Annotated in this window: 16 protein-coding genes; 7 read left to right on the top strand and 9 right to left on the bottom strand. The window is 62.0% G+C overall.

The genetic code is table 11. The annotated features are described in order from the left end of the window. Positions 1–12 precede the first annotated feature (12 nt). The gene (locus AC3WKX_RS02945) at positions 13–690 is read left to right on the top strand and encodes a response regulator transcription factor (protein WP_003214228.1); all 678 of its coding nucleotides are present in this window, start codon (positions 13–15) and stop codon (positions 688–690) included. Beyond that, positions 687–2,033, top strand: a complete 1,347-nt coding sequence (locus tag AC3WKX_RS02940; RefSeq protein WP_023659245.1) for an ATP-binding protein — start codon at positions 687–689, stop codon at positions 2,031–2,033. Before AC3WKX_RS02945 ends, AC3WKX_RS02940 begins: the two co-directional genes overlap by 4 nt. A gap of 129 nt (positions 2,034–2,162) precedes the next feature. On the opposite strand, the gene AC3WKX_RS02935 is transcribed toward AC3WKX_RS02940, so the two are convergent. Beyond that, positions 2,163–3,161 carry an AraC family transcriptional regulator gene (locus AC3WKX_RS02935; protein WP_003214223.1) on the bottom strand — a complete coding sequence of 333 codons (999 nt, stop codon included), beginning with the start codon at positions 3,159–3,161 and terminating at the stop codon, positions 2,163–2,165. Between the two features lie 337 nt (positions 3,162–3,498). Here AC3WKX_RS02935 and AC3WKX_RS02930 point away from each other — a divergent pair, with 337 nt between their 5' ends. Further along, positions 3,499–4,833 (top strand): dicarboxylate/amino acid:cation symporter, encoded by a 1,335-nt coding sequence (locus AC3WKX_RS02930; RefSeq protein ID WP_008435307.1) that lies wholly within the window; start codon positions 3,499–3,501, stop codon positions 4,831–4,833. A gap of 149 nt (positions 4,834–4,982) precedes the next feature. Beyond that, positions 4,983–6,164, top strand: coding sequence for a CaiB/BaiF CoA transferase family protein (locus tag AC3WKX_RS02925; RefSeq protein ID WP_102604980.1), 1,182 nt, complete (start codon positions 4,983–4,985; stop codon positions 6,162–6,164). A 123-nt stretch (positions 6,165–6,287) separates the two neighbouring features. On the opposite strand, the gene AC3WKX_RS02920 is transcribed toward AC3WKX_RS02925, so the two are convergent. Together AC3WKX_RS02920 and AC3WKX_RS02915 are read right to left on the bottom strand one after the other, a co-directional pair. Continuing rightward, complete coding sequence (locus AC3WKX_RS02920) at positions 6,288–6,782, bottom strand: SprT family zinc-dependent metalloprotease (protein ID WP_004371405.1); 495 nt, start codon at positions 6,780–6,782, stop codon at positions 6,288–6,290. Between the two features lie 128 nt (positions 6,783–6,910). Next, a complete protein-coding gene (locus AC3WKX_RS02915) occupies positions 6,911–7,513 on the bottom strand; it encodes a Yip1 family protein (protein ID WP_004371402.1) in 603 nt (200 codons plus the stop codon). Between the two features lie 362 nt (positions 7,514–7,875). On the opposite strand from AC3WKX_RS02915, the gene ttcA reads away from it, so the two are divergent. Together ttcA and AC3WKX_RS02905 are read left to right on the top strand one after the other, a co-directional pair. Continuing rightward, on the top strand, positions 7,876–8,700 hold the full coding sequence (gene ttcA, locus AC3WKX_RS02910) for a tRNA 2-thiocytidine(32) synthetase TtcA (RefSeq protein WP_102604979.1): 825 nt from the start codon (positions 7,876–7,878) through the stop codon (positions 8,698–8,700). A 67-nt stretch (positions 8,701–8,767) separates the two neighbouring features. Further along, positions 8,768–9,439 carry a DNA-3-methyladenine glycosylase I gene (locus AC3WKX_RS02905; protein WP_004371396.1) on the top strand — a complete coding sequence of 224 codons (672 nt, stop codon included), beginning with the start codon at positions 8,768–8,770 and terminating at the stop codon, positions 9,437–9,439. A gap of 189 nt (positions 9,440–9,628) precedes the next feature. On the opposite strand, the gene AC3WKX_RS02900 is transcribed toward AC3WKX_RS02905, so the two are convergent. Genes AC3WKX_RS02900 through arsC form a run of 3 tightly spaced genes read right to left on the bottom strand, consistent with a single transcriptional unit; the run spans position 9,629 to position 10,996 of the window. Then, entirely contained in the window at positions 9,629–10,048 is a 420-nt protein-coding gene (locus AC3WKX_RS02900) for a DUF2069 domain-containing protein (protein WP_102604978.1), read from the bottom strand. Continuing rightward, a complete protein-coding gene (gene wrbA / locus AC3WKX_RS02895) occupies positions 10,032–10,646 on the bottom strand; it encodes an NAD(P)H:quinone oxidoreductase (protein WP_004371390.1) in 615 nt (204 codons plus the stop codon). The genes AC3WKX_RS02900 and wrbA overlap by 17 nt, the downstream gene beginning before the upstream one ends. Further along, complete coding sequence (arsC, locus tag AC3WKX_RS02890) at positions 10,643–10,996, bottom strand: arsenate reductase (glutaredoxin) (protein WP_008435325.1); 354 nt, start codon at positions 10,994–10,996, stop codon at positions 10,643–10,645. The genes wrbA and arsC overlap by 4 nt, the downstream gene beginning before the upstream one ends. A 115-nt stretch (positions 10,997–11,111) precedes the next feature. Here arsC and AC3WKX_RS02885 point away from each other — a divergent pair, with 115 nt between their 5' ends. Continuing rightward, positions 11,112–11,573, top strand: coding sequence for a TlpA disulfide reductase family protein (locus AC3WKX_RS02885; RefSeq protein WP_004371382.1), 462 nt, complete (start codon positions 11,112–11,114; stop codon positions 11,571–11,573). Between the two features lie 117 nt (positions 11,574–11,690). Here AC3WKX_RS02885 and AC3WKX_RS02880 read toward each other — a convergent pair whose 3' ends face one another. The 3 genes from AC3WKX_RS02880 to AC3WKX_RS02870 all read right to left on the bottom strand — a co-directional run bounded on the left by AC3WKX_RS02880 (position 11,691) and on the right by AC3WKX_RS02870 (position 13,593). Further along, positions 11,691–12,095: an META domain-containing protein gene (locus AC3WKX_RS02880; protein ID WP_004371380.1), complete on the bottom strand. Its 405-nt coding sequence runs from the start codon at positions 12,093–12,095 to the stop codon at positions 11,691–11,693. Further along, positions 12,092–12,532 carry a hypothetical protein gene (locus tag AC3WKX_RS02875; protein WP_004371378.1) on the bottom strand — a complete coding sequence of 147 codons (441 nt, stop codon included), beginning with the start codon at positions 12,530–12,532 and terminating at the stop codon, positions 12,092–12,094. Before AC3WKX_RS02875 ends, AC3WKX_RS02880 begins: the two co-directional genes overlap by 4 nt. Positions 12,533–12,603: 71 nt before the next feature. Then, positions 12,604–13,593 (bottom strand): 2-hydroxyacid dehydrogenase, encoded by a 990-nt coding sequence (locus AC3WKX_RS02870; RefSeq protein WP_008434996.1) that lies wholly within the window; start codon positions 13,591–13,593, stop codon positions 12,604–12,606. Between the last annotated feature and the right edge of the window lie 55 nt (positions 13,594–13,648).

The following is a 13,648-nucleotide window of genomic DNA, read 5'->3' as shown; positions in this document are numbered from 1 at the left end:
TTGGAGAGCTTTATGAAATTGCTGGTTGTCGAAGATGAGGCGTTGCTGCGCCATCACCTGTTGACCCGCCTTACCGACAGCGGTCACGTGGTCGAGGCCGTCGCCAACGCCGAAGAGGCGCTGTACCAGACCGGGCAATTCAACCACGACCTGGCGATCATCGATTTGGGCCTGCCCGGCATGGGCGGCCTGGACCTGATCCGCCAATTGCGCGCCCAGGCCAAGACCTTCCCGATCCTGATCCTGACCGCCCGTGGCAACTGGCAGGACAAGGTTGAAGGCCTGGCAGCAGGTGCCGACGACTACGTGGTCAAGCCGTTCCAGTTCGAAGAGCTGGAAGCGCGGATGAACGCACTGTTGCGCCGCTCCAGCGGTTTCACCCAATCAACCATCGTCGCCGGGCCGTTGCTGCTGGACCTCAATCGCAAGCAGGCGTCCCTCGACGAACAGCCACTGGCGCTGACCGCCTACGAATACCGCATCCTCGAATACCTGATGCGGCATCACCAGCAAGTGGTCGCCAAGGACCGCCTGATGGAACAGCTCTACCCCGATGACGACGAGCGCGATCCGAACGTGATCGAAGTGCTGGTGGGCCGCCTGCGCCGCAAGCTGGAAGGCCCGGCGGGTTTCAAGCCGATCGACACCGTGCGTGGCCTGGGCTACCTGTTCAATGAGCGCTGCCGTTGATTCGCTCGCTACGTGTACGTTTGATGCTCGCGGCCACCATCCTGGCCGTGCTGTTTATGCTGGCCTTGTTGCCGGCCATGCAGGGCGCCTTCAGCCTGGCCCTGCAGGACTCCATCGAGCAGCGCCTGGCGTCGGATGTCACCACGCTGATTTCGGCTGCCCGGGTTGAAAACAATCGCCTGCTGATGCCCGCGCAGCTGCCGGACGAGCGTTTCAACCTCACCGACAGCCGCCTGCTGGGCTACATCTATGACCGCGAAGGCCATCTGGTCTGGCGGTCGCGCGCCACACAGGAAGAGAACATCAACTACAAGCCGCGCTATGACGGGCGCGGCAACGAATTTGCGCGGATACGCGAGGCCAACGGCCAGGAATTTTTTGTCTATGACGTCGAGGTCAAGCTGCTGGGCGGCAAGAGCGCGGCGTTCAGTATCGTCGCCCTGCAACCGGTGCGTGAATACCAACTGACCCTCGAAGGCCTGCGGGAAAACCTCTACCTGGGCTTCGGCGCCGCCTTGCTGGTGCTGCTGACCCTGTTGTGGCTGGGCCTGACCTGGGGCCTGCAGGCGCTGCGCCGGCTGAGCCAGGAACTGGATGAAATCGAAGGCGGTACCCGGGAAAGCCTCAGCGAGCAACACCCGCGCGAGCTGCTGCGCCTGACCGGCTCCCTGAACCGGTTGCTCCACAGCGAGCGGGAGCAACGCACCCGTTACCGCGATTCCCTGGATGACCTGGCCCACAGCCTGAAAACCCCGTTGGCGGTGTTGCAAGGCGTGAGTGAAGACATGGCCCAGCGCCCCGAAGATCGGGACCAGGCCTGGGTACTGCAATCGCAGATCGAACGCATGAGCCAGCAGATCAGCTACCAATTGCAGCGCGCCAGCCTGCGTAAAAGCGGCCTGGTGCGCCACCAGGTGCGGCTGGAGCCGGTGCTGCAAAGCCTGTGCGACACGCTGGACAAGGTTTATCGCGATAAGGGCGTGAAGGTCGCCTTTGAACTGCCGGACGAATGCGACGTGCCGATCGAGAAGGGCGCCTTGCTGGAACTGCTCGGCAACCTGCTGGAGAACGCCTATCGCCTGTGCCTGAGCGAAGTGCGCATCACCTTGCAGGAAAGCCTGGAGGGCACCGAGTTGTGCATCGAAGACGATGGCCCCGGCGTGCCGCCGGACCAGCGTGCGCGCATCCTGCAGCGGGGCGAGCGGCTCGACCGCCAGCATCCGGGGCAGGGGATTGGCCTGGCGGTGGTCAAGGACATCATTGAAAGCTATGGCGCCCGGCTGACCCTTGGGGATTCACCGCTGGGTGGGGCTGCGTTCAAGATTCACTTCCCGGCTGTTTGATCTTTATTGGCTGTGCCGGCCTCTTCGCGAGCAAGCCCGCTCCCACATTCGATGGCATTCCCAAGGTGGAACTCGGTCAAATGTGGGAGCGGGCTTGCTCGCGAAGAGGCCAGTCGCATCAATACACACCTAGGTTTCTTGTGCTCTATAGGCCCCCGGCGTCAACCCGGTCCACTTCTTGAACGCCCGATGAAACGCCGACGGTTCGGAAAACCCCAGCTGCTCGGCGATTTCCTGCAACGACAAATCCGCCCGCCCCAAATGATAGATCGCAATGTCCCGGCGCAACTCATCCTTGAGCGCCTGAAAGCTGGTGCCTTCCTCCCGCAAATGCCGACGCAGGGTCTGCGGGCTGATATGCAGGTGCTGGGCGACGGCTTCGAGGTCGGGCCAGGGCGTGCGGTCGCGGCTCAATAGGCGGCGCAACTGGCTGCTCAGGCTGTCGCCTTCATCCGGCCGCGACAGCAGGTCGGCCGGGGAGCGTTCGAGGAAATGCTTGAGGGTGCGCTCGTCCTGCAACAACGGCAGGCTCAGGTAGCGGCTGGGGAACACCAGGCTGCTGGTGGGCGCCGCGAATACCTGTGGGCAGGGGAACAGCAAGTCGTACTCACCGGCGTGGGGCGGCGTCGGGTAGCTGAAGGTGGCCTGGTGCAGGCGGATGCGCTGGCCAATCAGCCAACTGCCGAGTCGATGCCAGATCACCAGCAGGCATTCGCTGAGGAAGTGATCCGGGTCCCAGAGTTGCGAATCGTCCAGGCTCAGGCGGGCCATTTCCCCTTCACGTGTCAGACGCCAGCGCGGACCCTGCGGGAATAGGCTATAAAATAATAAGCCGCGTTCCAGAGCCTTCTCCAGGGTGCGGCAGTGAATCAGCGCGTGGCACATCATGGCGAAAGTGCCGCGCTTGCTCGGGCCTTCGGCGAAGCCCAGGTATTCGTCATCCAGCGCCAGCCACAGCATTTGCAACAACTGGGTGAATTGCTCGGGGGCGATGCGGGCGCGGGGCTCGCTCAGCAGTTCCGCAGTGATGCCGACTTGCTGCAGCAGGCCCGAATAATCGTAGCCGGCCCGGCGAGCACCGCCGAGGGCGGCTCGGGCGTAGTGACTGGCGATGGTTCGTTCACGCATGAGGGGCCTCGTCCATTGAGTGGCGGATGTTAGCCACCCCGGGCGGGTGCAACAAGGCGGATATCCGCCAAATTGTAGGACGAGATCAGGCGAGCAGGCGGAAATCCGCCACTGTCTGTAGGCATAACCTTAAGCTGGAAATCGCCCGAGCGCTGATGTCTAAAGGCCTTCAGGGGGTTTCAGCAGAAGTGGCACGACGCTTGCGATACAGAGCGCAGGGAGACCGCCTCGAGCAGGCTCTCAAACAACAAATCCCTCCAGTGCAGGAGGGTTCGCAATTCAAGTGTCGTGGGCAATGGCGGATATTTGCCACACGGGACGATTGAGGAACTTTGCAATGACGACTCGTCAGCCACTGTACAAATCCCTGTATTTCCAGGTGATCGTTGCAATCGTTATCGGTATTTTGCTCGGTCACTTCTACCCGCAGACCGGCGTGGCCCTCAAGCCACTGGGTGACGGCTTCATCAAGCTGATCAAAATGGTCATCGCCCCGATCATCTTCTGCACCGTTGTCAGCGGCATCGCTGGCATGCAAAGCATGAAATCGGTCGGCAAGACCGGCGGCTACGCGCTGCTGTACTTCGAAATCGTCTCCACCATCGCCCTGCTGATCGGCCTGGTCGTGGTCAACGTCGTGCAACCGGGCGCCGGCATGCATATCGACGTGGCTACCCTGGACGCCTCCAAAGTCGCGGCCTACGTGACTGCCGGTGCCGACCAGAGCATCGTTGGCTTCCTGCTGAACGTGATCCCGAACACCATCGTTGGCGCGTTCGCTACCGGTGACATCCTGCAAGTGCTGATGTTCTCGGTGATCTTCGGTTTCGCCCTGCACCGCCTGGGTGCCTACGGCAAGCCGGTGCTGGACTTCATCGATCGTTTCGCCCACGTCATGTTCAACATCATCAACATGATCATGAAGCTCGCGCCACTCGGTGCCCTGGGCGCCATGGCGTTCACCATCGGTGCCTACGGCGTAGGCTCGCTGGTGCAGCTCGGTCAGCTGATGATCTGCTTCTACATCACCTGCATCCTGTTCGTGGTGCTGGTATTGGGCGCCATCTGCCGCGCACACGGCTTCAGCGTCCTGAAACTGATCCGCTACATCCGTGAAGAACTGCTGATCGTACTGGGTACTTCCTCGTCCGAATCCGCACTGCCACGCATGCTGATCAAGATGGAACGCCTGGGCGCCAAGAAGTCGGTAGTCGGCCTGGTTATCCCGACTGGCTACTCCTTCAACCTGGACGGTACTTCGATCTACCTGACCATGGCTGCCGTGTTCATCGCCCAGGCGACTGACACCCACATGGACATCACCCACCAGATCACCCTGTTGCTGGTACTGCTGCTGTCGTCCAAGGGCGCTGCTGGCGTGACCGGTAGTGGCTTCATCGTACTGGCCGCTACCCTGTCGGCTGTTGGCCACCTGCCGGTTGCCGGCCTGGCGCTGATCCTCGGTATCGACCGCTTCATGTCCGAAGCCCGCGCACTGACCAACCTGGTTGGCAACGCTGTTGCAACCCTGGTTGTGGCCAAGTGGGTCAAGGAACTGGACGAAGACAAGCTGAAAGTCGAACTGGCTTCCGGTGGTCGCGGTATCTCCGACACCCGTGAAGAAGACGACCTGGGCGTGGCCGAAGGCCCGGCTCCAACTGCCGTCAAGTAAGGCTGCAGCGTTTGTGAAAAACCCATCTTCGGATGGGTTTTTTTATGCCTTCGGGAAGCATCAGTCACTTCGGATGATGGTTTATGTGATTGCCGCCGACCGCCGGGTTTGCCTACTCTGTGGCCAATCGAATCGGAATCGGAGTCCGCATGTCAGGTCCCTTGGCGTCCCTCAAAGTACTGGATTTCTCCACCTTGCTGCCGGGGCCGTTCGCCTCGTTGCTGCTGGCCGACATGGGCGCCGAGGTGTTGCGCATCGAATCCCCCACACGCATGGACCTGCTGCGAGTACTGCCGCCCCATGACCAGGGCGTGTCGGCCAGCCATGCCTATCTGAACCGCAACAAACGCAGCCTGGCCCTGGACCTCAAACAGGCCGAGGCGGTGGCGATCGTGCGGCAACTGGTGGCGGACTACGACATCGTCCTCGAGCAGTTCCGCCCCGGGGTCATGGAGCGCCTGGGCCTGGGTTACGAGGCGTTGAAGGCGATCAACCCAAAGCTGATCTACGTCTCCATCACCGGCTACGGCCAGACCGGCCCCTACAAGGATCGCGCCGGCCATGACATCAATTATCTGGCCCTGGCAGGCATTGCCAGCTACACCGGGCGCCAGGACAGCGGGCCGTTGCCCTTGGGTGTGCAGTTGGCGGATGTGGGGGGCGGCTCGTTGCATGCGGTGATCGGTTTGCTGGCGGCGGTGATTGCCCGGCAGCACAGTGGGGTGGGGCAATACCTGGACGTGAGCATGACCGACTGCGCCTTCAGCCTGAATGCCATGGCCGGTGCCGGTTACCTGGCGTGCGGCGTGGAGCCGGCATGGGAGAACCAGGTGCTCAATGGCGGCAGTTTCTATGACTATTACCGATCGCGGGAAGGACGCTGGTTGTCGGTGGGCAGTCTGGAGCCGGCGTTTATGCAGCAGTTGTGTACGGCCCTTGGCCGCCCTGAATTGGCGGCAATGGGCCTATCGCCCAAACCCGAGCAGCAGAAAGCCCTCAAGCTGGCGCTGCAGGTCGAGTTCGAGAAACGCAGCTTTGATGAGCTGTGTGAGCTGTTTGCCGGGATTGATGCGTGTGTCGAGCCGGTGCTGAATCTGAGCGAGGCCGTTGAACACCCGCAGTTGAAAGCCCGGGGGCTGGTCAGCCAGGTGCCGCGGGGCGATGGTTCCAGCCAGGCGCAAATCGCCTGCCCGCTGAAGTTCTCCGAGGGCTTGCCGGCGGCCAGGCACATAGGCGCGGCAGTGGGCGCCCACAGTGATGAGGTGTTGGCGGAGTTGGGATTCAGTGCTCAGCAGATAGACGATTTGCGGCGTGCCAAGGTGATTCAGTAGCGCCTGGGCCGGCCCCTTCGCGAGCAAGCCCGCTCCCACATTCAACCGAGTTCCATCGTTGGAATGCGATCAAATGTGGGAGCGGGCTTGCTCGCGAAGAGGGCCATACAAGCACCACAAACCTCACTCGACGCGGGTTTCCCCGGTAAACACCAAAGTCTGCCGGCACCTGCGGCACAAATACCGCCGCCCCTGGCCCACCAACCCGTGACGCTGGGGCGAAAACGGGAAGTCACTGTCGGCACACGGACAGCGGTAGATATACCGCGTGACGCGCCGCCGCTGGATTTCATAGGTGTGGCAGCGGTCCGGCGGCAGTTCGTAAACCCCACGCATGATCAACTGCCATTCCTCGCCATGGGGCTGGATGCGCTCGCCGAACAATTGGTGGGCAATCAGGTGGGCCACTTCATGGGCGACTGTCTGTTTAAGGAAGTGTTGGCTGTTTTCACGGTAGAGCTGCGGGTTGAAGCGCAGCAGGTTCTCGTGCAAATGCGCGACACCGGCCTTCTGGCCCCGCAGCTTGAGGCTGACCTGGGGGCGTTTGAAGCTTCGTTTGAAAAAGGATTCGGCTTGCAGGAAACAATCTTCGACGCGGGTATTGAGTTGCTCGGGCATGCTGTACATATCTCCAGAGACGTCCAGTATGCCGCAAACAAGGGTGTATCCGAATCTGTCAGGCGCCGAATGGTCATGCATAACGCACAAAGCCACCTTGCGGTGGCTTTTCCTGCGGGTAAACCGCGTCAGTTGGTGTAGATCGGGCCTACGCCCAGCCCCCAGACGATCACGGTAAAGGCCATGATCGCCACCAGCACCACCAGGCCTACCGCCAGTACCGAGCTGGAAAACAGGAAGCCCTCGTCCGGGTGGATGTTCATGAAGGTCGGCAGCCCCACGTACAGCAGATACACCGTGTAGCAAATGGCCGCCGTGCCCACCACCATGCCCAGCCACATATGCGGGTACAGCGCCGCCAGCCCGCCGATAAACAGCGGTGTCGCGGTGTAGGTGGCAAACGCCACGCAGCGCGCCATGCTGGGGTTGGCGTCATAGGTGCGGGCCATCCAGTGAATGAACGCGCCCATCACCGCCACGCCGCCGAGCATCGCCGCGTAGGACATGAGGGTCATCCACAACGCGCTTTCCACCGTCAGCATCACCGGGGCGCGGCTGCCGATGACCCAACCCACCTGAGTGGTACCGATAAAGGCTGAGACAGCGGGGATGGCCGCGAGAATCAGCGTGTGGGTGAGGTACATGTGGCCGATGCTTTCTTCTTTATCGCCACGAATTTCCCGCCATTCCTGATCGGGGTGGGTGAAAAGTCCCACGACGTGATGGATCATGCCAGTCACTCCTGTCGTTATTACCATCGCCCCCCAGCGGAGCGCCCACGGGCCAATTGGCCTGAAAGGTCTGGATATATGTGCGACCTTATGTCGCAGTATAGGAAGTGATGACCGGAAAAAGTGTGGGGCTTTAGAGCAAATTGCGCTGTAAACATTGGGCTTAATCGCGGCGGGGTCTGTTGATTGGAATGCGGTCAACTGTGGGAGCGGGCTTGCTCGCGAATGCGGTGGGTCAGCTAAACACCTGGCGAATGACACTTCGCGTTCGCGAGCAAGCCCGCTCCCACATTGGAACTCGGTCGTCCATCCCGGTAAAATACCCGGCTTTTCGTCACACACCTTTCGCGGATCCAAGCGCCATGGGCACTCTTACGGTCAACCAGAACAAACTGCAAAAACGCCTGCGTCGTCTGGCCGGCGAGGCAGTCGCCGATTTCAATATGATCGAAGAGGGCGACAAGGTCATGGTCTGCCTGTCCGGCGGCAAGGACAGCTACACGATGCTCGACGTGCTGATGCACCTGCAAAAGGTCGCGCCGATCAAGTTCGACATCGTCGCCGTGAACATGGACCAGAAGCAGCCGGGTTTTCCCGAGCATGTGCTGCCGGCCTACCTCAAGGCATTGGGGGTCGAGTACCACATCGTCGAGAAAGACACCTATTCGGTGGTCAAGGAGCTGGTCCCGGAAGGCAAGACCACCTGCTCGCTGTGCTCGCGCCTGCGCCGTGGCACGCTCTATACGTTTGCCGACGAAATCGGCGCGACCAAGATGGCCCTGGGTCATCACCGCGATGACATCGTCGAAACCTTCTTCCTCAACATGTTCTTCAACGGCAGCCTCAAGGCCATGCCGCCCAAGCTGCGGGCCGATGACGGGCGCAACGTGGTGATCCGCCCACTGGCGTACTGCCATGAGAAGGACATCCAGGCCTACTCCGACCTCAAGCAATTCCCGATCATCCCGTGCAACCTCTGCGGCTCCCAGGAAAACCTGCAGCGCCAGGTGGTCAAGGACATGCTCCAGGATTGGGACCGCAAGACCCCGGGCCGCGTCGACAGCATCTTCCGCAGTCTGCAGAACGTGCAGCCGTCGCAGTTGGCCGACCGTAACCTGTTCGACTTCACCAGCTTGCGTATCGACGAAAGTGCGGCGTCGCGCTTCGTCAACGTAGTGAACCTCTGAGTGTTTTCACCGCTCTGACAGACGGCGCTCCTGGGCGCCGTTTTCATTTCAATCCTTAGGAGAGGGCATGCGCGATTACAAGTGGCTGCACGAATATTGTCTGAACCGGTTTGGTTCGGCGGCCGAGCTGGAAGCCCACCTGCCTGTGCCCCTGACCCCGGCGAAACTGCGCAAGATCAGCGATGACCGCTACCTGTCGACCTTGTCGCTGCGGGTGTTTCGCGCCGGCCTGAAGCACAGCGTGGTGGACGCCAAGTGGCCGGCCTTCGAGCAGGTGTTCTTTGGGTTTGACCCGGAAAAAGTCGTGCTCATGGGCGCCGAGCACCTGGAGCGGCTGATGCAGGACACGCGCATCATCCGTCACCTGGGCAAGCTCAAGAGCGTGCCGCGCAATGCGCAGATGATTCTGGATATCGAGAAGGAAAAAGGCAGCTTCGGCGGGTTTATTGCCGACTGGCCGGTGACCGATATCGTCGGCCTGTGGAAGTACCTGAGCAAGCACGGCCACCAGTTGGGCGGGCTGTCGGCGCCGCGCTTTTTGCGGATGGTGGGCAAGGACACGTTCGTGCCGAGCTATGACGTGGTGGCGGCGCTGAATGCGCAGAAGATCGTCGACAAGGTGCCCACCAGCCTGCGGGACCTGGCCACGGTGCAGGGCGCATTCAACCAGTGGCATGCCGAGAGCGGGCGGCCGATGTGCCAGTTGTCGATGATGCTGGCGTATACCGTCAACCACTAAGCCCGAAAATACCCAGTGGGGAGAGAGCTTGCTGTGGCGAGGGAGCTTGCTCCCGCTGGGCTGCGTAGCGGCCCCAAAATCTTGGGAGCGCTTCGCACTCCAGCGGGAGCAAGCTCCCTCGCCACAACGGATTCCCTCTCAAACAATCTCCCCAGCCACATTGATTGCGGCTTTGCCCGAAAAGTGTATTCAGGCAGGCAATCCTTCCCCCGCCAACCGCCGATTCAGCTGATGCCGGTACCGCACATACATCAACGCCGTGCAGAACACCGCCAGGCTCGCCAGCATCTCGAGCACACCAAACCACTGCCGGTTCGGGTCATAGGCCGCCAGCGCGCCCTTGATGAAATACAGGTTCACCACAAAGCACATCCATGAATGCCCGCGCGCGCTGCCCAGGATCATCCCCGGCGCCAGCAACAGCAGCGGCACCAATTCGATCAGCAGAATCACCCACGGCCGCGCGCCATGCAGATCGGCGAACGCCAGGTAGTAGGCACACAGCAGCCCCACCAATCCCAGGAACGCCAGCAGGCTCAACGCCCGCATCGCCTTGACCCGTGGCTCCAGCCAGGCCTGGGGCGGCAGTACCTTAGGCTTCCTGGCCACGGCCGTTCTCCAGTAGCGCAGCGGTCTTCGCCAGGCGCAGGCCGAGAGCGCGGCACAGGGCGATCTCGTGTTGATCCAGCGCACGCTTGCCGTCGGCCCCGGAATGGTGGCTGGCGCCATAAGGCGTACCGCCGCCCTTGGTGTCGAGCAGCGCCTGTTCACTGTAGGGCAGTCCGGTGATCAGCATGCCGTGGTGCAGCAGCGGCAGCAGCATCGACATCAGCGTGGTCTCCTGGCCGCCGTGCAGGCTGGCGGTGGAGGTGAACACACCTGCCGGCTTGCCGACCAGGGCGCCGGTCAGCCACAGGTTGCTGGTGCCGTCGAGAAAGTACTTGAGCGGCGCGGCCATGTTGCCGAAACGGGTCGGGCTGCCCAGCGCCAGGCCTGCGCAGTTCTTCAGGTCGTCGAGGCTGCAGTACAGCGGGCCGTCGACCGGAATGTCCGGCGCCACGGCCTCGCATTCACTGGAGATGGCCGGCACGGTGCGCAGCCGCGCCTCAAGCCCGGCTTGCTCGATGCCCCGGGCAATCTGCCGGGCCATTTCGCTGACTGAACCGTTGCGACTGTAATACAACACCAGCACATACGGCGCACTCACGAAACCAGCTCCAGGATGTTCTCCGGTGGGCGGCCGATCACGGCCTTGTCGGCGGTGGCGAGGATCGGGCGCTCCATCAGTTTCGGATGAGCGGCGATGGCAGCGATCAACTGTGCTTCGCTGAGGCTGGTGTCACCCAGGTTGAGGGTTTTATATTCGTCCTCGCCGGTACGCAGCAGTTGCCGCGCGCTGATGTTCAGCTTGCCCAGCAGGGCCTGCAATTGCGCGGCGTCGAGCGGGGTTTCCAGGTAGCGCACCACCGTCGGTGTGAGGCCACGGGCTTCCAGCAGTTCGAGCGCACCGCGGGATTTCGAGCAGCGCGGGTTGTGATAAAGCGTCAGATCGGTCATGTGCGGGTCGCATCTTGCGTAAGGTGGCGGGTATTCTACCCGCGCTGCGCCGCGTCCTTAAACCATGAGAGGCGATAGGCCGCAGCCAACGTTCATTTTTACGAAGGATTACCCCATGACGAGGCGACTGTTAGGCGCATTGGCAATCATCGGCACACTGCTGCTCAGCGGCTGTGGCAATGATTATGGCGTTGACCAATATGGTCAGAAAGTGGCCGCCGAGCGCCTGGACAAGCAATGGCTGGTGGTTAACTACTGGGCCGAATGGTGTGGCCCGTGCCGTACCGAAATCCCGGAACTCAACGCCTTGGCCGAACAGCTCAAGGGCCAGTCGGTGGGGGTGTTCGGGGTGAATTTCGACAACGTCCAGGGTGAAGAGCTCAAGAGCGCCAGCGAGAAGCTGGGCATCAAGTTCACCGTACTGGCGCAGAACCCGGACGGGATCTTCGACATTCCCCGCAGTGAAGCCCTGCCGGTGACCTACATCATTGATGACAAGGGCAAGGTGCGCGAGCAACTGATGGGTGAGCAGACGGCGGAAGGGGTGTTGGCCAAGCTCAAGGCGTTGCGCGGATAAAAAATGTGGGAGCGGGCTTGCTCGCGAATGCGGTGTGACAGTCACCGGATACATCGACTGATCCACCGCTTTCGCGAGCAAGCCCGCTCCCACATTTAGATGTGTTGCGCCTTCAGATCAGCCTTCTTCCAGCCACAACCGCAACGGCTTGCCATCCGCCGGCCAGAAGCGGGTCTGTTCGATCGGCGAAATGTCCCAGCGCTGCACGCCCTGCAGGGCCTGGAAGAAGCGGTGCTCCTGCTCCATCAGCGCTTCGGCGCAGAGTTTGCGGGTGCTGCCGACCTTGCCGAAGCTCAGCTTGTCGCCGTCCAGGGTGTAGGGCGCAAACCAATGGTTGCAGCCACCATTGCCATAGGCCCGGCCATCGGCGCCGAGGGTCACGGTCAGGTGGGCGTAATCCATCAGCGGCCGCTCACCGATCCATTCCACCACGTAGCTGTGATCCTGCTTGAGCTTGACCTCGTCGCTGGCGCAGCCCGCAAGGCCTGCGCCGAGCACGGCCAGCATCAGCAGGGCTTTCATTGCGCGGCCTGCTGGCATTTCGGGCAGCGGTGCTTGTCACCCAGGGTGGCCCAGCCCAACTCGGTAACCCGTGCAGTGGCGGCCGGTTGCAGCGGCTCCTTGGTCAGCTTGGTTTCCACCGCGAATTCAAACTCCAGCACGTTGTCGCAGCTGTCGCAGTTGACCTTCCAGGTGTGAATCTCCAGTTCGCCGAATTTCGGCCCCTGGGCCATGGCGACCCACTGGCCCGCCGGGCGGATGGAGTAGCGCGCATCGCCTTCGACGGTCAGGCGCATCGACAGGGTTTTGCTGCCGCGCAGGGTGACGATCAGAACGTCGCCGTTCTTGATCGAGCCACCGTTGCCGGTGACTTGATAACGGCCCGGCACCAGGGCCCGGCATTCGATCAGGGTGTGTTGCGGGCTCAGCAAGCTGAAGCGGAAATCGTGTTCGGCCATGGATCCTCCAAATAGGCGCGGCATCCTATCATGCGTCGCTACCCATCATGGCGCGGCTATGTGACCGCTGATCATCCTTCGACGAGGTTTTGCGCCTGCCCGCCAGCCCACGCCGCGATGTTGGCCAGGGTGGTGCCGGCAATCGCCCCCAGCGCCTCGCGGGTCAGGAAGGCCTGGTGCGCGGTGATGATCACATTGGGGAAGGTCAGCAGGCGCGCCAATACGTCGTCTTGCAGGGGCAGGTCCGAGCGGTCTTCGAAAAACAGCTGGGCCTCTTCTTCATACACATCCAGCCCCAGATAGCCGAGCTGGCCGTCCTTGAGTGCGTCGATCAGCGCCGGGGTGTCCACCAGGCCGCCGCGCCCGGTGTTGATGAGCATCGCGCCGGGCTGCATATGGGCGAGGCTTTGGGCGTTGATCAGGTGTTTGCTGTCCGCCGTCAGCGGGCAATGCAGGCTGATGACCTGTGACTCGCCCAGCAACTGCGGCAGGCTCACATACCGGGCGCCGAGGGCTTCGACCTGCGGGTTGGGATAGGGATCGTACGCCAGCAACTGGCAGCCGAACCCGGCCATGATCTTGGCGAATGTGGCGCCGATCTGCCCGGTGCCGACCACGCCGACGGTCTTGCCCACCAGGTCGAACCCGGTCAGGCCGTGCAGGCTGAAGTCACCGTCGCGGGTGCGGTTGTAGGCGCGGTGCAGGCGGCGATTGAGGGCCAGGATCAACGCGACCGCATGTTCGGCCACCGCATGGGGCGAGTAGGCCGGCACCCGCACGATGGTCAGGCCCAGGCGCTTGGCGGCGGGCAGGTCGACATGGTTGTAACCGGCGGAACGCAGGGCGATCAGGCGGGTGCCGCCGCTGGCCAACTGCTCCAGCACCGGGGCGCTGAGGTCATCGTTGATAAAGGCGCAGACCACTTCGTGGTGTTCGGCCAGGGCCACGGTGTCGAGGTTCAGCCGGGCCGGCTGGAATTGCAGCTGCATGCCTTCGGGCAGCGGTTGGGCGAGAAAGCTGTCGCGGTCGTAGGTCTGGCTGCTGAAGAGGATGATGCGCATCAAATATTCCTTCTTGATGATGGAAAGCTGATTTTGTGGCGAGGGGGCTTGTCTG

It is taken from the genome of Pseudomonas sp. GP01-A4, assembly GCF_058780865.1.
The sequence above is the reverse complement of the archived record's forward strand: the minus strand, read 5'-3'. Positions and strand labels throughout refer to the sequence as shown.